The sequence below is a fragment of the Pseudomonas sp. Y39-6 genome, from assembly GCF_023651955.1.
Lineage (GTDB): Bacteria > Pseudomonadota > Gammaproteobacteria > Pseudomonadales > Pseudomonadaceae > Aquipseudomonas > Aquipseudomonas veronii.
Map to the genome: position 1 here is coordinate 5,233,868 of NZ_CP069594.1, position 21,123 is coordinate 5,254,990.

22 protein-coding genes are annotated in these 21,123 nt (G+C 60.2%); 14 read left to right on the forward strand and 8 right to left on the reverse strand.

Features of this window, described 5'->3' with window-relative positions:
* Positions 1-193: 193 nt before the first annotated feature.
* Positions 194-1,030, reverse strand: coding sequence for a CvfB family protein (locus JN756_RS23720; protein ID WP_028617391.1), 837 nt, complete (start codon positions 1,028-1,030; stop codon positions 194-196).
* A 322-nt stretch (positions 1,031-1,352) separates the two neighbouring features.
* On the opposite strand from JN756_RS23720, the gene JN756_RS23725 reads away from it, so the two are divergent.
* From JN756_RS23725 to JN756_RS23735, 3 genes are all read left to right on the forward strand, one after another.
* Positions 1,353-1,532, forward strand: a complete 180-nt coding sequence (locus JN756_RS23725) for a PFL_1563 family small protein (RefSeq protein WP_003193095.1) — start codon at positions 1,353-1,355, stop codon at positions 1,530-1,532.
* A 207-nt stretch (positions 1,533-1,739) separates the two neighbouring features.
* Positions 1,740-2,462 (forward strand): TorF family putative porin, encoded by a 723-nt coding sequence (locus JN756_RS23730; protein ID WP_046382473.1) that lies wholly within the window; start codon positions 1,740-1,742, stop codon positions 2,460-2,462.
* 66 nt (positions 2,463-2,528) lie between these two features.
* Entirely contained in the window at positions 2,529-3,395 is an 867-nt protein-coding gene (locus tag JN756_RS23735) for a DUF6279 family lipoprotein (RefSeq protein ID WP_201021427.1), read from the forward strand.
* 32 nt (positions 3,396-3,427) lie between these two features.
* On the opposite strand, the gene JN756_RS23740 is transcribed toward JN756_RS23735, so the two are convergent.
* Positions 3,428-3,817 carry a hypothetical protein gene (locus JN756_RS23740; RefSeq protein ID WP_046382471.1) on the reverse strand — a complete coding sequence of 130 codons (390 nt, stop codon included), beginning with the start codon at positions 3,815-3,817 and terminating at the stop codon, positions 3,428-3,430.
* 214 nt (positions 3,818-4,031) lie between these two features.
* Positions 4,032-5,378 (reverse strand): DEAD/DEAH box helicase, encoded by a 1,347-nt coding sequence (locus JN756_RS23745; protein WP_017845291.1) that lies wholly within the window; start codon positions 5,376-5,378, stop codon positions 4,032-4,034.
* 193 nt (positions 5,379-5,571) lie between these two features.
* Here JN756_RS23745 and JN756_RS23750 point away from each other — a divergent pair, with 193 nt between their 5' ends.
* The 6 genes from JN756_RS23750 (at position 5,572) to JN756_RS23775 (ending at position 11,953) form a co-directional block, all read left to right on the forward strand.
* A complete protein-coding gene (locus tag JN756_RS23750) occupies positions 5,572-6,861 on the forward strand; it encodes a mechanosensitive ion channel family protein (protein WP_046382470.1) in 1,290 nt (429 codons plus the stop codon).
* A 440-nt stretch (positions 6,862-7,301) separates the two neighbouring features.
* On the forward strand, positions 7,302-8,525 hold the full coding sequence (locus JN756_RS23755) for an iron-containing redox enzyme family protein (protein ID WP_236255055.1): 1,224 nt from the start codon (positions 7,302-7,304) through the stop codon (positions 8,523-8,525).
* Between the two features lie 12 nt (positions 8,526-8,537).
* Positions 8,538-8,852, forward strand: a complete 315-nt coding sequence (locus tag JN756_RS23760) for a Rieske 2Fe-2S domain-containing protein (RefSeq protein WP_017845288.1) — start codon at positions 8,538-8,540, stop codon at positions 8,850-8,852.
* Positions 8,853-8,860: 8 nt separating this feature from the next.
* On the forward strand, positions 8,861-10,042 hold the full coding sequence (locus JN756_RS23765) for an MFS transporter (RefSeq protein ID WP_128192299.1): 1,182 nt from the start codon (positions 8,861-8,863) through the stop codon (positions 10,040-10,042).
* An 11-nt stretch (positions 10,043-10,053) separates the two neighbouring features.
* Complete coding sequence (locus JN756_RS23770; RefSeq protein ID WP_046382467.1) at positions 10,054-11,271, forward strand: ATP-grasp domain-containing protein; 1,218 nt, start codon at positions 10,054-10,056, stop codon at positions 11,269-11,271.
* A 4-nt stretch (positions 11,272-11,275) separates the two neighbouring features.
* The gene (locus JN756_RS23775; protein WP_017845285.1) at positions 11,276-11,953 is read left to right on the forward strand and encodes a phenylalanine--tRNA ligase beta subunit-related protein; all 678 of its coding nucleotides are present in this window, start codon (positions 11,276-11,278) and stop codon (positions 11,951-11,953) included.
* Between the two features lie 37 nt (positions 11,954-11,990).
* Here the strand turns inward: JN756_RS23775 and JN756_RS23780 are convergent, their stop codons facing one another.
* The 4 genes from JN756_RS23780 to JN756_RS23795 form a co-directional block, all read right to left on the reverse strand.
* Positions 11,991-12,407 carry an Lrp/AsnC family transcriptional regulator gene (locus tag JN756_RS23780; protein ID WP_017845284.1) on the reverse strand — a complete coding sequence of 139 codons (417 nt, stop codon included), beginning with the start codon at positions 12,405-12,407 and terminating at the stop codon, positions 11,991-11,993.
* Between the two features lie 68 nt (positions 12,408-12,475).
* A complete protein-coding gene (locus JN756_RS23785) occupies positions 12,476-13,351 on the reverse strand; it encodes a carboxylate/amino acid/amine transporter (protein WP_017845283.1) in 876 nt (291 codons plus the stop codon).
* Between the two features lie 202 nt (positions 13,352-13,553).
* The gene (locus tag JN756_RS23790) at positions 13,554-14,153 is read right to left on the reverse strand and encodes an FMN-dependent NADH-azoreductase (protein ID WP_017845282.1); all 600 of its coding nucleotides are present in this window, start codon (positions 14,151-14,153) and stop codon (positions 13,554-13,556) included.
* A gap of 151 nt (positions 14,154-14,304) precedes the next feature.
* Positions 14,305-14,619 (reverse strand): hypothetical protein, encoded by a 315-nt coding sequence (locus JN756_RS23795; protein WP_026139816.1) that lies wholly within the window; start codon positions 14,617-14,619, stop codon positions 14,305-14,307.
* A 49-nt stretch (positions 14,620-14,668) separates the two neighbouring features.
* Between JN756_RS23795 and JN756_RS23800 the strand changes: the two genes are divergently transcribed.
* From JN756_RS23800 to aqpZ, 5 genes are all read left to right on the forward strand, one after another.
* Positions 14,669-15,592 (forward strand): PA3225 family LysR-type transcriptional regulator, encoded by a 924-nt coding sequence (locus tag JN756_RS23800; RefSeq protein WP_017845280.1) that lies wholly within the window; start codon positions 14,669-14,671, stop codon positions 15,590-15,592.
* Positions 15,593-15,606: 14 nt separating this feature from the next.
* Positions 15,607-16,410 (forward strand): alpha/beta fold hydrolase, encoded by an 804-nt coding sequence (locus JN756_RS23805; protein ID WP_017845279.1) that lies wholly within the window; start codon positions 15,607-15,609, stop codon positions 16,408-16,410.
* 3 nt (positions 16,411-16,413) lie between these two features.
* Entirely contained in the window at positions 16,414-16,977 is a 564-nt protein-coding gene (locus JN756_RS23810; RefSeq protein ID WP_017845278.1) for a peptidylprolyl isomerase A, read from the forward strand.
* 83 nt (positions 16,978-17,060) lie between these two features.
* Positions 17,061-18,893 carry an ABC transporter ATP-binding protein gene (locus JN756_RS23815; protein ID WP_046382464.1) on the forward strand — a complete coding sequence of 611 codons (1,833 nt, stop codon included), beginning with the start codon at positions 17,061-17,063 and terminating at the stop codon, positions 18,891-18,893.
* A 177-nt stretch (positions 18,894-19,070) separates the two neighbouring features.
* Positions 19,071-19,772, forward strand: coding sequence for an aquaporin Z (aqpZ, locus tag JN756_RS23820; protein ID WP_126588855.1), 702 nt, complete (start codon positions 19,071-19,073; stop codon positions 19,770-19,772).
* Positions 19,773-19,784: 12 nt separating this feature from the next.
* Here aqpZ and JN756_RS23825 read toward each other — a convergent pair whose 3' ends face one another.
* Positions 19,785-20,909, reverse strand: coding sequence for a GNAT family N-acetyltransferase (locus JN756_RS23825; RefSeq protein WP_079444486.1), 1,125 nt, complete (start codon positions 20,907-20,909; stop codon positions 19,785-19,787).
* Positions 20,910-21,123 lie beyond the last annotated feature (214 nt).

The window sequence follows — 21,123 nt, forward strand, 5'->3', positions numbered from 1 at the left end:
CGCCTTAATCCTGTACACAATCACTTGCACACCCGTTGTGCACACAGGTGCCTGACTGCGCACTAGGCGGCGCTGAGGAATGTGTTCAAGTTGCTCAGGTCATCTGCGCCGTAGGCCGACAGAACAAGGATTTACGGGGCATCGGCACAGCTTCTGTAGGAGCGATTCGCTCCTACAGAAGAGCAAACCGCACTCAGCTCAGTTCAATGCGATCGGCATGAATCACAATCTGGCCCTGCTTGTAGAGCGCACCAATGGCCTTCTTGAAGTTGCCTTTGCTGACGCCGAACAAGTTGCTGATCACCGCCGGGTCGCTTTTATCGCTGACCGGCAGGCTGCCGTTGTTTTCGCGCAACTTGGCGAGGATCTTCGAGTTGAGGCTGGAAGCCGCTTCCTGGCCGACCGGTTGCAGGCTCAGGCTGATATTGCCGTCGGCGCGGATTTCCTTGATAAAGCCTTTCTCTTCCTTGCCCGGGCGCAGGAACTTGAACACTTCGTTCTTGTGGATCAGGCCCCAGTGCTTGTTGTTGATGATCGCCTTGAAGCCCATGTCCGTGGCCTCGGCCACCAGCAGGTCGACTTCCTGGCCAACCTGGTAGTTGGCGGGCGTCTTGTCCAGGTAGCGGTCAAGGCGCGCGGTGGCGGTGATGCGCTTGGTGTGCTTGTCGAGATAGACATGCACCACGCAATATTCGCCAGCGGTCAATTGACGCTTTTCTTCCGAATACGGCAGCAACAGATCCTTGGGCAAGCCCCAATCGAGGAAGACACCGATGCTGTTGACTTCCACAACTTTCAAACTGGCAAATTCGCCAACTTGAACTTTTGGTTTTTCAGTGGTGGCGATAAGTTTGTCATCGCTGTCCAGATAAATGAATACGTTAAGCCAGTCTTCATCTTCACTGGGAATATCTTTGGGGATATACCGATTAGGCAAGAGGATTTCACCGTCTTGCGCACCATCCAGGTACAAACCAAAGTTAGTGTGTTTAACCACTTGCAAGCTGTTGTAGCGCCCGACTAAAGCCATTTCCAATACCCTCATTGCGTGGGCGGCATTCTACCCGAGTTGCGTCCGGCACGCGCGCACGCCTGAAAATTCGCGGGTTCGCATAGCATTCTACCGGCACCGCCCCGCTCGTCTGATCAATCGGCTGAATTCCGCCGCGCCGGCGGCGCCCGACAGACCGCGTGGTTTCGAGTTAAAACAGTAAGTTAGAGGCTTATTTCGACGACGAACTTTGCCGGTTTCAGCCAGCGCACCAAATACAAGGGGATATTTACCAAGCAATTGTCAAGCATTTCCTGTACGATGCCTGGCCAAGTTAATTTTCTACAGGTTAGTGGCCGCCATGCGCGTAAAAGCATCCAACAGCAAAGCAAAGCCAGCTCCCGCCGTCGAAACCAGCGAGTCGATCAACAGCCAGATCGCTGCGTTCCTCAAGTCCGGTGGCGAAATCCAGCAGATTGCCAAGGGCGTCAGCGGCCAGACTTTCGGCCCGTCCAAGCAGATCAGCCTGGGCAAAAAGTAAGCTGACCGCGCAACACACCTGGTCCCTAAGCGTCTTGCCAGCAAGGCGCTAGGACTAGAGCCCGAAACACCCCATTGCTTCTCCCGCGACACAAAATCGACCAACGGACCTCACCGCCTGGCATTCGCCGGTATGCTTGCACACGTCTAGCACGGGCATCTGCCTGATACCTTCCGTTACTGCTCCTCGCTTTTCATGGAGTGAAGCATGCTCAAAACCTGTATTTTCCTGATCGCCGCCCTCGCCGCCAGCCCTTTGGCCGAAGCGCAGATTTTCCAGCGCGAATTGGGCGACTTCGATCTGAAACTGGGCACCACGCCCAGCCGCAGCATGGCCCAGGGCCTGGTCAAGCCGACATCGCCGGGCAGCGACGCCTTCCACGGCGGCCTCGACCTGAGCCACGACAGCGGCCTGTACGTCGGCCAGTTCTCACCGAACATGGGCCTGTCTTCGGCGAGCAACCTTGAAATCGACTCGTACATGGGGTTCAAACACCCCTTCGACCAGACGCTCGGCTACGAAGTAGGGTTGATCCACTACAGCTATCCCTCGCTCAGCCCCCTTGACAGCCAGGAGTTCTATGGCGGCCTGAACCTGCTGGGCAATCGCTTCGGCGCGTCCTTCAGCAACGACCCCGACCGCCAGGACAGCACCCTGTTCGCCGACCTTGGCGGCACACAGCCGTTCGGCATCGGCGTCAGCATGAAGTACACCACGCATCAACTGGGCAGCCCGGTCTCGGTGGACGGCGGTTCGATCCGCAGTTTCAGTGACTGGTCGGTGCAATTCTCACGGGCGTGGATGGGCGTTGACCTTGACCTGATCTACAGCGACTCCAGCCTCAACGGCGGCGACTGCTCGGCCTACTCGGGACACAATTCGCAATGCGATGGGCTGTTGACCTTGAAGGCAGCGCGGACGTTTTATTGATGGGCTGAACTGTCGCACCCAGCGCGGGTTCACATGCATTAACCCCCTCTGCGCAAGGACCCGCCCATGCTGAGCCGGCTCAATTTTCTGCTGCCATTCGTGATCCTGAGCCTGGTGCTTGGCGGCTGCAACCGCGTGGGTTTGGCCTACCGCAATCTCGACGTGATCATCCCGTGGACCCTCAGTGACTACCTGGACATGAATGCCGGGCAGAAACGCTGGTTCAACGACACCCTCCAGCAACACCTGGCCTGGCATTGCACCACGCAGTTACCGGGTTATCTGGACTGGCTCGACCGCCTGCAACAGATGGTCGACAACCATCAGGTCAGCGACAACGCCTTGCAGAGCCGTACCGACGAAGCCAAACAGGCGGTGAGCGAGATCGCGCGCGCGATCACACCGTCGGCGGTCCACTTGCTGCGCGGGCTGGACGACCAGCAGGTCAAGGACATGAACGACGCCCTGGCCAAAGACCTGCGCAAGCGCCAGGACGAATACCTGAAACCGCCCCTGCCGCGACAGATCCAGGCGCGCGCCGAGCGCATGAGCAAGCGCCTCGATGCGTGGATCGGGCCGCTCAGCGCCAGCCAGCAGCAACGGGTGGTGGCCTGGTCTGCGGAGCTGGGTGACCAGAACCAACAGTGGATCGGCAACCGCGCCCGCTGGCAGGCGCAGTTCATCGACGCTGTGCAACAACGCCACGACCCTGACTTTGCGCAGAAAATGCAACAATTGTTGGTGGACCGCGAACGCGCATGGACCCCGGAATATCGGCAGGCCGATGCCCAGACGGAAACAGCCGCGCGCAGCCTGATCGTGGATCTAATGGCGCAAAGCAGCGTACAACAACGCCAGAAATTGACGCACAAAATCGCGGGCGTGCGCAGCGATTTCAAGGCGCTCAAATGCCTCAACGCCGCCGCAGACTAGAACGTGGGAGCAACATCGCGCCCACAGGCCCTTCAGGCAATCGCCGCCTTGGACGCCACGTCGTCGAACGTCGCCGGTTCCAGCGCATCCGCCTGCTCATCGAGCACCTGACGCGGGTGAGCGTGGCCCGGTATCGAGCTGTCGATCAACGCCAGCAATTGGGCTCCTCGTGGCGTCAGGATAAAGTTCTCACCATTACCACCCTCGTCCTCGGGCCGCGACTCGATAAACCCGCGCTTGAGCAACAGCGCCTCGTAATCCGCAGCGGTTTTTTTCAACACATCCAGATTGCCGGTGGACTCGCCCGCCATGACCTTCTCGGCGGCCTCCTGCTCGGCGTACTTACGCGGGGCAAAGCTGCCCTCGCCATTCTGCACTTCATGCAACAGCCGTTCGATCAGATCCCAGTTGTAAGTCGTCATCCTGATTCCTCCTGCGGGCCAAAAGGAAAAGCAGCCCGTTCAGAGTTGGGACACGTCTCGTCAGCGGCCGTTCAGCCGAATGGACAGGCGTCACTTCTGTGTACTTTCCAGACGTTCGCCGCCTCAACTGGGCGGAAAGAAGCTGCGGCCAAGGCAAAAAACCGCAGGCAAAAAAAAACCGGACAGCGTCCGGTTTTTTTATCGCGGCCCAGCCTTATTCGGCAGCCGGTGCTTCTGGCTTGCGGCGCTTGAGCGGCGCCATGCCGTCCTTGCTGACCAACGACAGGTTGTCGGTCTTCGGCCGGTTGGCGATCTTGCGCTTGGTCGGCGACTTGGCGCCGGCCTTCTTCTTGTCACCCTTGCCGTCGACTTTTTTCTTCTTCACGCCTACGGCCTTGCCCGAAGCCTTGACCTTCTTCGGCCCGGTGTAGGTGCCTTTGACTTCCTTGATGGTGCGGCGCTCGAACGACTGCTTGAGATAGCGCTCGATGCTCGACATCAGGTTCCAGTCACCGTGGCAGATCAGTGAGATCGCCAGGCCATCGTTGCCGGCACGCCCGGTGCGACCGATACGGTGGACGTATTCGTCGCCGCTGCGGGGCATGTCGAAGTTGATGACCATGTCCAGGCCGTCGACGTCCAGGCCGCGCGCGGCGACGTCGGTGGCGACCAGGATCTTCACCCCGCCTTGCTTGAGGCGGTCGATCGCCAGCTTGCGGTCCTTCTGGTCTTTCTCGCCGTGCAGGACGAACGCTTTGTAATCCTGCGCCACCAGGCGGCCGTAGATGCGATCAGCCGCAGCGCGGGTGTTGGTGAACACGATGGCCTTCTGATAGGTCTCGTTGGCCAACAGCCAGTTGAGGATCTGTTCTTTGTGGACGTTATGGTCAGCGGTGATGATCTGCTGGCGCGTGGTCGCGTTCAGGTCGCTGACATTGTTGACCTGCAGGTGCTCGGGGTTGTTCAGGACCTTGGCAACCATGTCGCGCAGGGTCGAACCGCCGGTGGTGGCGGAGAACAGCATGGTCTGCTGACGATTCACGCACTCGGCCACCAGGCGCTGCACGTCATCGGCAAAGCCCATGTCGAGCATGCGGTCGGCTTCGTCGAGCACCAGCACTTCGACTTCCTTGAGGTCGAGGTTGCCAGCGTTGAGTTGCTCGATCATGCGGCCCGGGGTGCCGATGAGGATGTCCGGGACCTTGCGCAGCATGGCGGCCTGGACCTTGAAGTCTTCGCCACCGGTGATCAGGCCGGACTTGATGAAGGTGAACTGCGAGAAACGTTCGACTTCTTTCAGGGTCTGCTGGGCCAGCTCGCGGGTCGGCAGCAGGATCAGGGTCTTGATGCTGACGCGGACTTTGGCCGGGCCGATCAGGCGGTTAAGAATAGGCAGGACGAAAGCGGCCGTCTTGCCACTCCCGGTTTGAGCCGTCACCCGCAGGTCACGCCCTTCGAGCGCGAGCGGGATGGCCGCTGCCTGCACAGGCGTAGGCTCGACAAATTTAAGCTCGGCCACGGCTTTGAGCAGGCGTTCGTGCAGGGCGAATTGGGAAAACACGGGTGCTACCTCGAAGAAATACAAAATATCAGCTGCATAGGGTAACGGTTTCGAGCGTCCAAACCGAGTTTCTTTACGCGAACAGGGCTAATCAGCTGCTTTTTTGTTAAGGCGTTTGTCTGTAACGCCAATGTAGCTGTACTTAAATGCTCTAATCGACCGGTCTTGTCTTACAGAAGAATCGGTTTCACCCATGGATATCAAACAGCTCTGGCTCAACGTCAAAGACCTTTGGAATGCCCTCGATGAACACCCGCTGCTGCATTCCAGCCTGGGCTTGCTGGTGTTGTTGGTGGTGGCGCTGTTGCTCGGACGGGTGGCGCGTTACCTCATCCTGCATGCGGTCAAATTGCTCGGCCGGCAACCGGCCCTGCACTGGCTCAACGACCTGCGCCACAACAAAGTCTTCCACCGCCTGGCGCAGATGACCCCGTCGCTGGTGATCCAGTTCGGCCTGCACCTGGTGCCGGACCTGAGCAAGACCGCAACGCTGTTCATCGGCAACGTGGCGTTGGCGTTCACCATCCTGTTCGTGGTGCTGGCCATCAGCGCGTTGCTCAACGCCCTGCTGGACATCTATGCGCGCACCGAACATGCGCGTACCCGCTCGATCAAGGGCTATGTGCAGTTGGCGAAGATGATTCTGTTCGTGTTTGGCGCGATCATCATCGTCGCCACCCTGATCGACCGCTCGCCGCTGTTGCTGCTGTCCGGCCTGGGTGCGATGTCGGCGGTTATCTTGTTGGTCTACAAGGACACCTTGCTGTCGTTCGTCGCCAGCGTGCAGTTGACCAGCAACGACATGCTGCGGGTCGGCGACTGGATCGAAATGCCCCAGGTCGGCGCGGACGGTGACGTGGTGGACATCACCTTGCACACGGTCAAGGTGCAGAATTTCGACAAGACCATCGTCTCGATTCCGACCTGGCGCCTGATGTCCGAGTCGTTCAAGAACTGGCGCGGCATGCAGGCCTCCGGCGGGCGTCGGATCAAGCGCAGCCTGTTTATCGATGCCAGCGCCGTGCGCTTCCTGCGCGACGATGAAGAAGTCCGCATGACCCAGGTCCACCTGCTCACCGACTACATCAGCCGCAAGCAGGCCGAACTCAAGGCCTGGAACGAAGCCCAGGGCCAAAGCGCGCAGTTGTCGGCCAACCGCCGGCGCATGACCAACCTCGGCACTTTCCGCGCGTATGCCCTGGCTTACCTGAAAAGCCACCCGGACATCCAGCCGAACATGACCTGCATGGTGCGTCAGATGCAAACCACCGCCCAGGGCGTGCCGCTGGAAATCTACTGCTTCACCCGCACCACGGCGTGGTCGGATTACGAGCGGATTCAAGGGGATATCTTCGACTACCTGCTGGCGGTGCTGCCAGAATTCGGCTTGAGCCTGTATCAACAGCCGAGCGGCACGGACCTGCGCAGCGGGCTGTTCGCAATGACGCAGAACACCACGACCGCCCAAGCGCTGGAGCGCTGACAAGGCAGACGGCGCGGGGCTCGCGTGCCCCTCGCCTGTCGAATCACCACGCGCCCCCGCGCCCAATCAGGCCTTGCGCTACAGGCCAGGCCAACTCGGTAAATAACCGAGGAACATGTCTAGTTGCCGCACGCGGCAAAATCAAACCGACGCCGCAACTAAGAAAACTCTACCTATACGTTTAGTGAATTTCACTATTCAGGCACCCGGTTTTTAATCTGTTTTTAGAAAAACCAAAGCTATAGCATCTGGCCATCGAACAACTCTGTGAGAAGGCGTTACTTATGTTATGGACAACTAAGCTTTCAGATGATGCGGCACACTTTGTATTAAGTTCGGATGCGGAAGCATTGACTCATTACTGCGGTGCAACTGCCTTTTCTCAACCTCGCGACTTTTATACCGACAGCCCCTACCAGCGGCCTTCAAGGCCGCAGGACGTGACCGATTCGATTATCAGCAGTTGCCTGACAAGCGAGCAACTCTCACACAGCCAGCATCTTTTGGCGCAACGTTTATTATTGAATATCTATGAGCAAGACTTGGTCTTTTTACCCAAGCCGCCCATGGCGCTGGATCTCAAGGTATTCAAGGAATTTTATGACCCATTGCATGCCGCGTCGGGTAAAAAGATTCGTCCGTTATTGGAGCACTACCTCTACAACTGGCTCAAGGAAGAGGTGCACATCAACGGCCCCTGGTGCCTGGACGCCTTTGTCGCCCACACCGACAAGGTCTTGGACGATGTGGCCCGCTCCGACTCAAAACTCCATGAGGTCCTGACCACCAGCCGCCATCCCGAACGTGCCGCACGGTTCTTCATGACGCAATGCGCCGGCGACTTCCTCAGTGAAGCCTCGGCCATGGCGCGCAATGTGCTGGGCAACAGCGGCGTGTATACCAGCGAGCTGTTCAAGATACTGATCGACGAATACGGCTACGGCATCGACAAGAAAAAGCACAGCACCATTTTTGAAGACATGCTCAAAGACATGGACATGTCCCATCACGTGCATCACTACTGGCAGTTCTATACCCCGGCCTCGCTGTCGCTCACCAACTACTTCCACTACGTGTCGGCCAACCATGGCGAGCTGTTCCGCTATATCGGCGCCATGTACTACACCGAAGCCACACTGGCCCTGACCACCCAGCATCAGTCACGCGCCATCAAGACCATCTTCAACGGCACCGTCTCCACCGAATACTTCGACGAGCACTCACACATCGATGTGCATCACGGAAGAATGGCCCTGCAACGCCTGATCCTGCCGATGATCAAGCAGTTCGGCAACGCGATCATCCCCGACCTTATCCGCGGTTTCGAGGAGTTCCGCTTACTGCAGGACATCGCCGACGAAGAGCTGTATGCCCATATCAAGTGGCATGACGAGTTGGACGAACACCGTGCCCAAGCCAGCGCCCTCCAAGGCCGCAAGCCAGTGGACCTGACGATCACCGAGCCTGAACACGAGCTTTCGGTGCTGCACACCCACCCCAACGACGAGCTGTTCTGGGTCGAATCCGGCGAGCTGGATTTCGTCGCCAGCCCCGAACTGAGCGTGCGCCTCAAGGCCGGGGAAGGCGTGGTGATTCCCAAGGGCATGCTGCATGGCACCCGCGTCGTCAGCCCGTCCTGCACTTACACCGTCACGGCCATTTGAGGACGCCGCCCCATGAAAGCCATCAGCCTGAACCTCAGCCATACCCACTATGTGGCGGTGGAAGGGAAAACCTACTTTCTCAAGCGCCATGCACATTCGACTCAACTGCTGCCGACCGCCTGCCCCCATCGCGGCGGCCCGCTGCACATGGGGGAAGTGACGGGTGACGGGCAAAGCGTGATCTGCCCCTGGCACGACAACGCCTACAAGGTCTGCAACCTGGAAAAGAAGTCGCTGCCCACCGTTCGCGTCAGAAACCAGATCAGCACCGTCATTGGTGACACCGAGCGGTGCGTGCCTCTCCTTAAACTCTCTCGTTACGACTGATGGTGCCCATGAATAATAAATCGACCCTTGCTGCGTTTTATTCGATCGTGACCCTCTTCACCGGCCTGGACATGGCGATTGTGATTGCCATGGTCTGGTTCGGCCTGGAGACCACCGGCTCGACCTTCCTGGTGGGCGCCACCTTATGCGTGGCGACCGTGGTGCCGTATCTGTGCGAGCAGTACATCGGCCGGTTCTTCACCATTGAACTGAGCATGAAACGGCTGTTGTACATTCGCCTGACCGCGTTCGCCGCCGTACTGGGGCTGTCCTTTACCGACGCGGCGCTGTTGCCGATCGGCTTCCTGGCGATTGCCTTCGTGGTGGGGGTCACCGACTACTTCACCATCAGTACCCTGGAATCGAAAAACACCAAGCTGGTGCTGGCCGGGCTGACCAACAGCGACACCTCGGCGCGCTTGATGCAAACCTCCATCCAGATCGGGGCCTTTGGCGGTGCGCTGCTGGGCGGGGTGATTGTGGATGTGTTCACGGTCAACCAGACCCTGCAGATCATCAGCCTGGGGGCGATCCTGTCGTTGGCGGCGATTCTTTTTGTCGCGGCCACGCCCACCGCCGACACCACCGAGCAAGTCGCCGACACCCACACGGCGCAGTCTCTACAGTTGCCGCGCAACCTGTACATCCTGATCATCGTGTTGAGCATGATCGGCTTCCATATCGGCGCCTTCAACAGCCTGGTGCCGATCGTGTTCCAGAAGCTCAACGAATGGAACGCCACCCTGTTTGGCGTCGCCAGCGGCCTGGCGGGCCTCGGTGCGTTCAGTGCCGCGGTGCTGCCACGGATCAAGCTCAACAGCTACAGCGCGATCCTGCTGGTGATCCTGGCCGACGTGGCAATCGTCTATTTCCATAACCTCTACGTGATGATGGCCGCCGCTTTCCTGCTGGGTTTCTGCATCAACAGCCTGCGCATCCAATTGCGTAAAACCCTGATCGAGTCGGCGCCCAACGCACGGATCGCCGACGTGATCGCCGCCAAAAGCTCGCTCTACTACCTGCTGGTCAGTGGCTCGGCGCCGATGATCCTGACGTTCTTCACCACCACAAGCTTCCTCGGCCTCGAAGGTGCGCGCGTGCTGATGATCGTCTCCGCCGCGCTGTTGGCCGCTGCCGTACTGGCGTGGAACCTCACCCCTGCCGTCGCGGCCACCGCCACCACAAAATAGGAGTACCTGCTTTGGAAACCGTACTGATCGTTGACCCGTTCTCCACAGGTAAACTCTACGCGCCCTTGCTCAAGGCTCAGGGCGTGAGGTGCTTTGCCGTGATTTCCACCGACAGCTTGCCCGCGCATTTCACCGATGACCTGATCAGGGAAAACTTCGAGGCGGTCTACCACTGGGAAGAGGGTTTGCTGGAGATCCTCGAACCGCTGTCACTGAGCGCCGTGATCGCCGGTTGCGAAACCGCGATCTACCTGACCGACTACCTCACCGAAGTCCTGCGCGTTCCCGGCAACAGCCGCGTCACCAGCGACCTGCGTCGCAACAAGTTCTCCATGCAGCACGCCCTGAAAAAACACGGGCTGGCGAACATCGAATCACAACTGCTGAGCTCGCCGACGCGCATTGCAGAGGTGGTTGCCACGCTGGACGACAAGACCACCTACGTGGTCAAGCCGCTCAATTCCGCCGCCACCGAAGGCGTGGTGTTTGCCCAAGGCCGGGCCGGCGTCAAGAGTGCCTTGGACACTGCGGCCTGGCAGCGCAAAAACGACCTGGGGGAAATCAACCTCGGTTTCATCGTGCAGCCGTTCGTATCGGGCCCGGAATATGTGGTGGATATGGTCGCCTTTGACGGCGTGTACATCATTGCCTCGGTGTGCAGGTACACCAAGGTCCAGAGAAACGGCAGCATGTTTGTCTACGAAAGCCTGGACACCCTCGACCCCCGCGCCGAAGACCTGCAACCGCTGACCGACTATGCCCGCCAGGCGGCCGCGGCGCTGAGCATCGAGGTCGGCCCGATTCATATGGAGATCATCTGGTCTGCCCACGGCCCGGTGATGATTGAAGCCGGCGGCCGCTTGCATGGCGGCATCGCACCGCTGCTGTTTCAACAGGTGTATCACCCGGATTTGCTCTCGCTGGCGATCGACAGCTACCTCGGCCGCCCACGCCCGCGCGCCGATGCGGTCAGCCAGATCAGCCACGGTCGGATCGGGTTCTTCTGCTCCGATGAACAACGCACCTTCGCCGCACCCTCGCCGCAGGCCCTGCAGAGCGTAATGGAGGACGAGGCCTATTGCGGCCACCGCTACTTCATCCGCCCGGGCGACACCACGCCGGTCACGATCGACTTCGCCACCTGTCCGGGGCTGTTCTGGCTGCAACACCTCTCGGCGCCGCAACTGGACATCAGCAGCGCCAATCTACGTAAACAGCTGTGGTGTTAAGACCATGAAAAGTCGTTTGATCATCCGAAAGTCAGCCAGTGATCTGGGCATCAACAACGCGTGCGCGGCGGTTATCGAAGACATTACCGTGTCGGACGACCAGAGCTTCGTCAGTGTCCTGCAAAGCAACCTGAATCACGTTGCGTCCCACCTCAACGAGCTGGACTCCAACGTCATTTACGAAGGCTTTGCCAAGCAACTCAAGAAGCTCGGCTACGAAAACACGGTGAGCGCCAACGAGAAACTGTTGCGGCGCTTCATCGCCAAGGGCGTATACCCCATCAACAACATCGTCGATGCCTATAACGCCGTGGCGATCCGGCATGGGGTCAGCATCGGCGTACACACCTACCATCGGCGGGACGACATCTACGTCATGCGCTCGGAGGCGCCCAGGGCTTTCCGCCCGCTGTTCGCCAAGAAGGAGATTACGATTCCAGCGGGCGATATCGTCTATACCTGCGGTGACGTGCCCCTGGCGAGCATCGGCAAGGTCGACGCCGACGCCCATGACTTCAGGCTGACGAAGGACTCGTCGAGCCTGCTGGTGGTGGTGCTGGGGCACGACGATACGCCGTTGGCCTTCAACCAGGCCGTCATCGAAGAGTTCGTCGACACCCTGCGCCAGCGAATGCCGGCCTTGAGTCATCACTTTCTCGAGACCGTACACGATCACGCCTGAGGCTGGAACCGCATAGCCGCTGCCAGAACAGCAGCGGCTACCGCCAGGCCTTGAGCACCGGGTTGACCACCACCTCGCGCACATGCTCGATCTTCAGCAGGTTGTCCTTGAACACCATCAGCTCTTCAAAGTTGCGGTATTTGACCTCGAGCATCATGTCGACGTCGCCGAACAGCGAATAAGCCTGAACCACTTCACGGAACTGGTAGATCTTCGGAAACACCAGGTGGCAGTTGCTGCCATTGAGCGTGAGCATCAAAAACGCCGATTGCTGGGCTTCTTCATCGGCGGCGACGTTGATGGTGAAGCCGAGGATAATGCCCTTCTCGATCAGTTTCTGAACCCGCGATTCCACGGCGGTTCGCGACTTGTGAACTTGTCGCGCCAGCTGCGCCAGGCTGACCCGGGAGTCGTCCTTCAAGGCAGCAATGATCTGTTCGTCAACCTTGTCCACTCTGCCGCCCCCACACTTTTCTCTTCTATAACAGACTTTCATTCCCGCTCACGCCTGCCCTGGGCCTATCACCTCGCAGACTGTACGCCAGGCCCGGGCTTTATGCCCAACCGACTGATCCACACTGCCGCCAGAATCACCAAGCCGCCCAGGGCCAGGCGGCCCAACGGCTCGTGCTGGTTCCAGATCAACAGGTTCAATAACAGCCCCACCGGCACATGCAGGTTGTTCATCACCGCCAGGGTTCCGCCGTTGACCAGGCACGCGCCCTTGTTCCACCAGTACATGCCCAGGGCCGTGCTGACCAGCCCGAGGAACACCAGCACGCCCCACTGCAGCGGCGCTTCGGGGAGGAAATCAGCCTTGCCGAACACCAGGAATGCCGGCAACACCACCAGCAGCGCACCGAGGTAGAAATAACCGAAGCGCCGGTAGTGCGGCAGATCACTGGGGTAGCGCGCCACCAACTGCTTGTACATGACTTGCCCGGCGGCGTAGGTGAAGTTGGCCAGTTGCAGCAGCAGGAAGCCCCCAAGGAAGTGCGGGGTGACTTGATCGAAGCGGATGACCGCCGCACCCGCCACCGCGACCAGCGCGGCGACCAGGGCCCAGGGGTTGAAGCGCCGGTTGAGGGCGTCTTCGATCAGGGTCACATGCAGCGGCGTGAGGATGGTGAACAGCAGCACCTCGGGCACCGTGAGCACGCGAAAGCTCAGGTACAGGCAAACGTAGGTCACGCCAAATTGCAGCGCACCGATGACCAGCATGCCGCGCATGAAGGTCGGCTGCACCGAGCGCCAGCGCGTCAGCGGAATGAACACCAGCCCGGCCAGCAGCACGCGCACCAGCACCGCGAAGTAGCTGTCGACGTGACCGGCAAGGTATTCGCCGATCAAGCTGAAGGAAAATGCCTGTATCAGGGTGACAACCAGTAAGTAGCCCATGCGCGCCTCGTATCGAATGGGCGGGACATTAAAGGTTTTCGGCGGCTCACGAAACTCGGCGCAAAAAAAACCCGACCTCGCGATAGCGGCAGTCGGGCAGGAGCACTCAGGAGCAACAAGTGCAAAGGGAGGTTTTTACGCGGACTTGAAGGGTTTGCGTGGTGAGATATAAACACCGCGCGATTATGTGACGATTAAAGGATCACGCGACTTGCGCCAGCAACGCCTTGGCGTGGTTGATGCCTTTTTCCTGGAAGTCGCCACTCAGGTTCACCCCTTCGGCGTGAATGAACGTCACGTCATGAATCCCGATGAATGCCATCACCTGACGCAGGTAAGGTTCCTGGTGATCGGAGCTTGCGCCGGTGTGAATCCCGCCCCGGGCGGTGAGCACGATGGCCCGCTTACCGATCAACAAACCCTGGGGGCCGGTGGCCGTGTATTTGAAGGTCACACCTGCACGCAACACGTGATCCAGCCAGGCTTTGAGGGTGCTGGGGATGGCGAAGTTGTACATCGGCGCCGCCATCACCAACACGTCGGCGGCGAGCAATTCATCGGTCAAGGTGTTGGAGCGATCCAGGGATGCCTGTTCGCTGGCGCTGCGCTGATCCGCCGGTTTCATCCAGCCGCCGAGCAGGTTGGCGTCCAGGTGCGGAAGCGGGTTGAGCGCCACGTCGCGCACGGTGATCTGATCCGCCGGGTGCGCAGCCTGCCATTGGCTGATGAACTGCCGGGTCAGTTGGCGGGAGATCGAATCCTGCTGGCGGGCGCTGCTTTCGATGATCAGTACGTTGGACATGGCTGCGTAGGCTCCATCTGTAATTGCTGTAAGTCGATGGAGAAAAGATTAACCAGAGCCAATTCGATAAAAAAGCGCAAAAAACTGCTACAACCCATCTAGAAATTTGTTTATAAGCGGAGTATTGCTGTAGGCATGCTCCGCTGTCGCTTTATTTCGGTGCACATTCCAGTGCGATACGCATCTTGATGATCGCGCGGTTGAACTTGACGGTGGTGTTGGTGCTTTTGCCCGCCGGCACGCTGACAGTACGGCGACGGGGTGATTCCGGGCCGTTGGTGAAAGTCACCGAACACAGCGCGTCGCGCGTGCCGTAGTTGTTCAGTTGGATCGAACTGATGTCACCGTCCACGTCGGACGCGGTGTAATCCACGCTCACGCCGTCGATCTTTTTTGTCACATCGATGGGGTAGGCAAACGCACTGAGCGGCAGCAGTGCCAGCACCACACAACACAATTTTCTCATTCGGCAGTCTCCAATAAGGACTGTCAGCTTAGGACAAGAGGAGCTCATCTTGAAAGCGCCCCGCGTTACCCTCGATCAATGGCGCACGTTGCAAGCCGTGGTCGACCATGGCGGCTTCGCCCAGGCGGCCGAAGCGCTGCACCGTTCGCAGTCCTCGGTGAGCTACACCGTGGCCCGCATGCAAGACCAGCTCGGGGTGCCGCTGCTGCGCATCGACGGGCGCAAGGCCGTGCTCACCGACGCCGGCGAAGTGCTGTTGCGCCGCTCCCGGCAGTTGGTGAAAAACGCCAGCCAACTCGAAGACCTCGCCCACCATATGGAACAGGGCTGGGAAGCCGAAGTACGCCTGGTGGTCGATGCCGCCTACCCGAATGCACGCTTGGTGCGCGCCCTGACCGCCTTTATGCCGCAAAGCCGCGGCTGCCGCGTGCGCCTGCGCGAAGAGGTGTTGTCGGGGGTTGAAGAGCTGTTGATCGAAGGCGTGGCCGACCTGGCGATCAGCAGCTTCAACATCCCCGGCTATCTCGGCACCGAGATGAGCAACGTGGAGTTTGTCGCCGTCGCTCACCCCGAGCATGCCTTGCACCGCATGAACCGCGAACTGAGCTTCCAGGACCTGGAAAGCCAGATGCAAGTGGTGATCCGCGACTCCGGGCGCCAGCAGCCGCGCGATGTCGGCTGGCTCGGCGCCGAACAGCGCTGGACCGTCGGCAGCCTCGCCACGGCCGCCAGTTTCGTCGGCAGCGGCCTGGGCTTTGCCTGGTTGCCCCGGCACATGATCGAGCGCGAACTCGCCGAAGGCGTGCTCAAGCAGCTACCCTTGGAGCAGGGTGGCAGCCGTCACCCCACGTTCTACCTGTACTCGAACAAGGACAAACCCTTGGGGCCAGCGACGCAGATCCTCGTGGAGCTGCTGCGCACATTTGACACCGCCCCCCTGGATGCGCCTTTCGCCGCACCGCAGCAAGCCTGAAACGGAGTTCATGCATGGCCTGGTTCGAACATGAAGGGTGCAGCCTGCATTATGAGGAATATGGTCACGGCACCCCGCTGATTCTGATCCACGGCCTGGGCTCCAGCAGCCAGGATTGGGAACTGCAGATTCCGGTGCTGGCCCGGCATTACCGCTTGATCGTGGTGGATGTGCGTGGCCATGGGCGTTCCGACAAACCCCGGGAGCGCTACAGCATCAAAGGTTTCACCCTCGACCTGATCGCCCTGATCGAACACCTGGACCTGCCCGCCGCGCACGTGGTGGGCTTGTCCATGGGCGGCATGATCGCGTTTCAACTGGCGGTGGACGAACCGGCGCGGGTCAAGAGCCTGTGCATCGTCAACAGCGCGCCCGAGGTCAAGGTGCGCAGCGCCGACGATTACTGGCAATGGGCCAAGCGCTGGACCCTGGCACGCGTCCTCAGCCTGGCCACCATCGGCAAGGCCCTGGGCGACCGGCTGTTTCCCAAACCGCAGCAAGCCGACCTGCGCCGCAAGATGGCCGAACGCTGGGCAAAAAACGACAAACGTGCTTATCTCGCCAGCTTCGATGCAATTGTGGGCTGGGGCGTGCAGGAACGACTTTGCAGAATTGCCTGTCCAACCCTGGTCATCAGCGCCGACCACGACTACACCCCTGTGGCGCACAAAGAAATCTATGTAAAACTGCTGCCCGATGCGCGGCTGGTGGTCATCGAAGATTCCCGCCATGCCACACCCTTGGATCAACCCGATGTCTTTAACGCTACCCTGCTCGATTTTCTAAAGACAGTCGAAACCACTACCCAGGATCACTGACCCATGCTGAAAAAAATCGCCTTCTTTGCCGGTTCCGTTCTGTTCGCTGCCAACCTGATGGCCGCCGAGCCCGCCAAGGCGCCCCACGTATTGATCTCCACCACCAACGGCGACATTGAAATCGAACTGGACCCGGTCAAGGCGCCGATCAGTAGCAAGAACTTCCTGGCCTACGTCGACAAGGGCTTCTACACCAACACGATTTTCCACCGTGTGATCCCGGGCTTCATGGTCCAGGGCGGCGGGTTCACCGCGCAGATGGCGCAAAAAGACACCAACCCACCAATCAAGAACGAAGCCAGCAACGGCCTGCATAACGTGCGTGGCACGCTGTCGATGGCCCGCACCTCGAACCCGGATTCGGCCACCAGCCAATTCTTCATCAACGTCGCGGACAATGCCTTCCTCGATCCAGGCCGCGATGCCGGTTATGCCGTGTTCGCCAAAGTGGTCAAAGGCATGGACGTGGTCGACATCATCGTCAACTCGCAGACCACCACCAAACAAGGCATGCAGAACGTGCCAATCGATCCTGTCCTGATCAAGTCGGCCAAGCGCATCGACTGAGGTCCGCAGGTAGTTCCGCGCGGCGCTCACAAGGCGTCGCGCGCCTTTGAACAGGAGAGCCCGCCGGGCGGGCGTCAACCCTAATGCTCTATCGTCGTTTCGAACAACTGATCGATATTTTCCGCGACGCGCCCAGCGCCGCCCCTCCCGATAAAGTCCTGCCTTTCTACCTCTACTACCTGCGTCAGGTGTGGCCGTGTTTCGCCGCGCTGTTGGTGGTGGGCCTGATCGGCGCACTGATCGAAGTCGCGCTATTCAGCTACCTGAGCCGCATCATCGACCTGGCCCAGGGCACACCGCCCGCGAACTTTTTCCAGATCCACAGCACCGAGCTGATCTGGATGGGCGTGGTCGCCCTGCTGCTGCGCCCGATCTTCGGCGCCCTGCATGACCTGCTGGTCCACCAGACCATCAGCCCCGGCATGACCAGCCTGATCCGTTGGCAAAACCACAGCTACGTGCTCAAGCAGAGCCTGAACTTCTTCCAGAACGACTTCGCCGGGCGCATCGCCCAGCGCATCATGCAAACTGGCAACTCCCTGCGCGATTCCGCCGTGGCGGCCGTGGATGCGATCTGGCACGTGGCGATCTACGCCATCAGTTCCCTGGTGCTGTTTGCCGAAGCCGACTGGCGCCTGATGATCCCGCTGGTGACCTGGATCGTCTGCTACAGCCTGGCATTGCGCTACTTCGTGCCGCGGGTGAAAGCGCGTTCGGTGATTTCCTCCGAGGCGCGCTCCAAGTTGATGGGCCGCATCGTCGATGGCTACACCAACATCACCACCTTGAAGCTGTTCGCGCATACCCAATCCGAGCAGGAATACGCCAAGGAAGCGATCATCGAGCAGACCGAAAAAACCCAGTTGGCCAGCCGCGTGGTGACCAGCATGGACGTGGTGATCACCACCATGAACGGCCTGCTGATCGTCACCACCACCGGCCTGGCCCTGTGGTTGTGGACCCATTCGCTGATTTCCGTGGGCGCGATTGCCCTGGCGACCGGCCTGGTGATTCGCATCGTCAACATGTCCGGCTGGATCATGTGGGTGGTCAATGGCATTTTCGAAAACATCGGCATGGTGCAGGACGGCCTGAAAACCATCGCCCAGCCGCTGGCCGTGGTCGACCGCGACAACGCTCCACGCCTGACCGTGCCCCATGGCGAAGTGCGCTTCGAGCAGGTGGATTTCCACTACGGCAAGAAGAGCGGGATCATTGGCGGCCTGAACCTGACCATCGAGGCCGGTGAAAAAATCGGCCTGATCGGCCCCTCCGGCGCAGGCAAATCGACCCTGGTCAACCTGCTGCTGCGCCTGTACGACCTGCAAGGCGGGCGCATCCTGATCGACGGCCAGAACATCGCCGAGGTCGCCCAGGAAAGCCTGCGCGAACAGATCGGCATGATCACCCAGGACACGTCGCTGCTGCACCGCTCGATCCGCGAGAACCTGTTGTATGGCAAGCCGGACGCCAGCGACGAGGAGCTCTGGGCGGCCATACGCAAGGCGCGTGCCGATGAATTCATCCCGCAGCTGTCGGACGCCGAAGGCCGCACCGGGCTGGATGCCCATGTGGGCGAGCGCGGCGTGAAACTGTCCGGCGGGCAACGCCAACGCATCGCCATTGCGCGGGTGCTGCTCAAGGATGCGCCGATCCTGATCATGGACGAAGCCACCTCGGCGCTGGATTCGGAAGTCGAAGCGGCGATCCAGGAAAGCCTGGAAACCCTGATGCAAGGCAAGACGGTGATTGCGATTGCGCACCGGTTGTCGACCATTGCGCGGATGGACCGCCTGGTGGTGCTGGAGAAAGGCCAGATCGCCGAGACCGGCAGCCATGCCCAGTTGCTCGCCCACGGCGGGTTGTATGCGCGGCTGTGGCAGCACCAGACCGGAGGCTTCGTCGGCATCGACTGAAACTGCCGGGCCTACACAACTCAAAAGGTGGGAGGGGGCTTGCTCCCACATGGGTGTCCTGGATTTGTGCCGCAACCGTGCTGTACTCAGTGCAGTGCCAAGACGGGCGCTGAAGTAAATCGCAGGGAGCATCACTGATTTACTGATTCGGTAGAGCGATCTATCAAGGACGGGTACATGTCTTTGTTCAAGCGTTCAGTCACAGAAGGTTTAGGTACGTTTTGGCTGGTGCTGGGCGGTTGCGGGAGTGCGGTGTTGGCCGCGGCGTTTCCCGCAGTCGGCATCGGGTTGTTGGGGGTGGCCCTGGCCTTCGGGCTCACGGTACTGACCATGGCGGTCGCCATCGGGCACATCAGCGGTTGTCACCTCAACCCGGCGGTATCGGTGGGGCTGGTCGTGGGCGGCAGGTTTCCGGCCAGGGAGTTACCGGCGTACATCGTTGCCCAGGTCATTGGCGGCATTATCGCCGCTGCGCTGTTGTATGTGATCGCCAGCGGCAAACCGGGGTTCGAACTGGCGTCAGGCCTGGCCTCCAACGGCTATGGCGAGCATTCGCCTGGCGGCTATTCAATGGCAGCGGGGTTTGTCTGTGAGCTGGTGATGACAGCGATGTTCGTGCTGATCATCCTCGGCGCCACCGACCCGCGTGCCCCGAAGGGCCTCGCCCCCATCGCCATCGGCCTGGCGCTGACCTTGATCCACCTGATCTCGATTCCCGTGACCAACACCTCGGTCAACCCGGCCCGCAGTACGGGACCGGCGCTGATCGTGGGCGGGTGGGCGATCCAGCAATTGTGGATGTTCTGGCTCGCGCCGATCCTCGGCGCGGTGATCGGCGGCGTGGTCTATCGATGGTTGGGCAAGGAAGAGCCGGCCTGAGGCAAAACGGGTTCAGCCCTGCCGATACGGCAGGGCTGCCCTCGCTTCTTCGGCATACGCCAGAATCCCCACCCGCTCGCGCTCCAGGAAGTCTTCGACGGCCGTCTTCAACCCTGGATGACGCAGGTAGTGCCACGACCGGGTGATCACCGGCTCGAACCCGCGAATCAATTTATGCTCGCCCTGGGCACCGGCATCGAAGCGCTGCAAGCCGTGGGCGATGGCGTAATCCATACCTTGGTAGAAGCAGGTTTCGAAATGCAGGCGGTCGAATTCCGCCAGGCAGCCCCAGTAACGCCCAAAGAAGCTGTCGCCGCCGATCAAGCTGAACGCCATCGCGACCGGGCGCGTGCCTTGTTTGGCCAGCACCACGCGGATCGCTTCGGGCATGCGTTCGGCCAGCAGGCTGAAAAACGCACGGGTCAGGTACGGCGCCTGGCGGCGCACCGCGTAGGTGTTGGCGTAGCAGGCGTAGACGAAATCCCACTGCGCCTCGCTCAGTTCATGGCCTTGCAACCATTCGAACTCGATGCCCTGCCCCGCCACCTGTTCGCGTTCCTTGCGCATCTGTTTGCGCTTGCGCGAACTCAAGGCGTCAAGGAAGTCCTGGAAATCCCGGTAGCCGCGGTTCTGCCAGTGAAACTGACAGCCCAGGCGCGGCAACCAGCCCGGCTGTCGGGCCAGGGCGTCATCCGCCAGCGGGTCGGTGAAGTTGATATGGGCGCTGGAGAGCCCTTCGATTTCCAGGTAACCGGGCAGGCTGCCGAGCAACTCGAAACCGTCTTCAGCGCTGGCGGCCAACAGGCGCGGGCCGCTGACCGGGCTGAACGGCACGGCGACCAACAGCTTGGGGTAGTAATCGATGCCGGCCCGCTCGCAGGCCTGCGCCCAACCGTGGTCGAAGACGTACTCGCCAGAGGAATGCCATTTGCGATAACCGGGCAATGCCGCCACCAGCCGATCACCGTCCCAGTGCAGTAAATGCTCAGGCTGCCAACCCGAATGCGGGCCGAGGCTGGCGCTGTCTTCCAGCGCGCTCAGGAACGCATGTCGCACGAAGGGCTGGGCCTGCGGCACCAGGGCGTCCCAGGCCTGCGGGGCGATTTCGGACAGGCTGTCCAGGCGTTGCAGCGGCATCGGCATCCTCACTACTTCAGGGCGTGAAAGCCTCGCGAGTATCGCTTATCGCCGCTGCCGACACACCTCCAAATCGCCGGACAAGGCTCTAAACCAATAGTTCCGTTCATAAATAATTTGTCATCTACCTGACATCAGTTCGCCACTGCGCCGTCATAAACGATCGCGATACTGACGCCTGTTTTTAGCGCGCCTGGTTCTACCCCGGCAGTTA

Coding starts and splice junctions, on each gene's coding strand:
- JN756_RS23740 (WP_046382471.1), bottom strand. CDS start 3,817: ATGACGACTTACAACTGGGATCTGATCGAACGGCTGTTGCATGAAGTG.
- JN756_RS23720 (WP_028617391.1), bottom strand. CDS start 1,030: ATGGCTTTAGTCGGGCGCTACAACAGCTTGCAAGTGGTTAAACACACT.
- JN756_RS23795 (WP_026139816.1), bottom strand. CDS start 14,619: ATGAGAAAATTGTGTTGTGTGGTGCTGGCACTGCTGCCGCTCAGTGCG.
- JN756_RS23730 (WP_046382473.1), top strand. CDS start 1,740: ATGCTCAAAACCTGTATTTTCCTGATCGCCGCCCTCGCCGCCAGCCCT.
- JN756_RS23810 (WP_017845278.1), top strand. CDS start 16,414: ATGCTGAAAAAAATCGCCTTCTTTGCCGGTTCCGTTCTGTTCGCTGCC.
- aqpZ (WP_126588855.1), top strand. CDS start 19,071: ATGTCTTTGTTCAAGCGTTCAGTCACAGAAGGTTTAGGTACGTTTTGG.
- JN756_RS23750 (WP_046382470.1), top strand. CDS start 5,572: ATGGATATCAAACAGCTCTGGCTCAACGTCAAAGACCTTTGGAATGCC.
- JN756_RS23805 (WP_017845279.1), top strand. CDS start 15,607: ATGGCCTGGTTCGAACATGAAGGGTGCAGCCTGCATTATGAGGAATAT.
- JN756_RS23760 (WP_017845288.1), top strand. CDS start 8,538: ATGAAAGCCATCAGCCTGAACCTCAGCCATACCCACTATGTGGCGGTG.
- JN756_RS23785 (WP_017845283.1), bottom strand. CDS start 13,351: ATGGGCTACTTACTGGTTGTCACCCTGATACAGGCATTTTCCTTCAGC.
- JN756_RS23815 (WP_046382464.1), top strand. CDS start 17,061: ATGCTCTATCGTCGTTTCGAACAACTGATCGATATTTTCCGCGACGCG.
- JN756_RS23725 (WP_003193095.1), top strand. CDS start 1,353: ATGCGCGTAAAAGCATCCAACAGCAAAGCAAAGCCAGCTCCCGCCGTC.
- JN756_RS23790 (WP_017845282.1), bottom strand. CDS start 14,153: ATGTCCAACGTACTGATCATCGAAAGCAGCGCCCGCCAGCAGGATTCG.
- JN756_RS23825 (WP_079444486.1), bottom strand. CDS start 20,909: ATGCCGCTGCAACGCCTGGACAGCCTGTCCGAAATCGCCCCGCAGGCC.
- JN756_RS23775 (WP_017845285.1), top strand. CDS start 11,276: ATGAAAAGTCGTTTGATCATCCGAAAGTCAGCCAGTGATCTGGGCATC.
- JN756_RS23735 (WP_201021427.1), top strand. CDS start 2,529: ATGCTGAGCCGGCTCAATTTTCTGCTGCCATTCGTGATCCTGAGCCTG.
- JN756_RS23765 (WP_128192299.1), top strand. CDS start 8,861: ATGAATAATAAATCGACCCTTGCTGCGTTTTATTCGATCGTGACCCTC.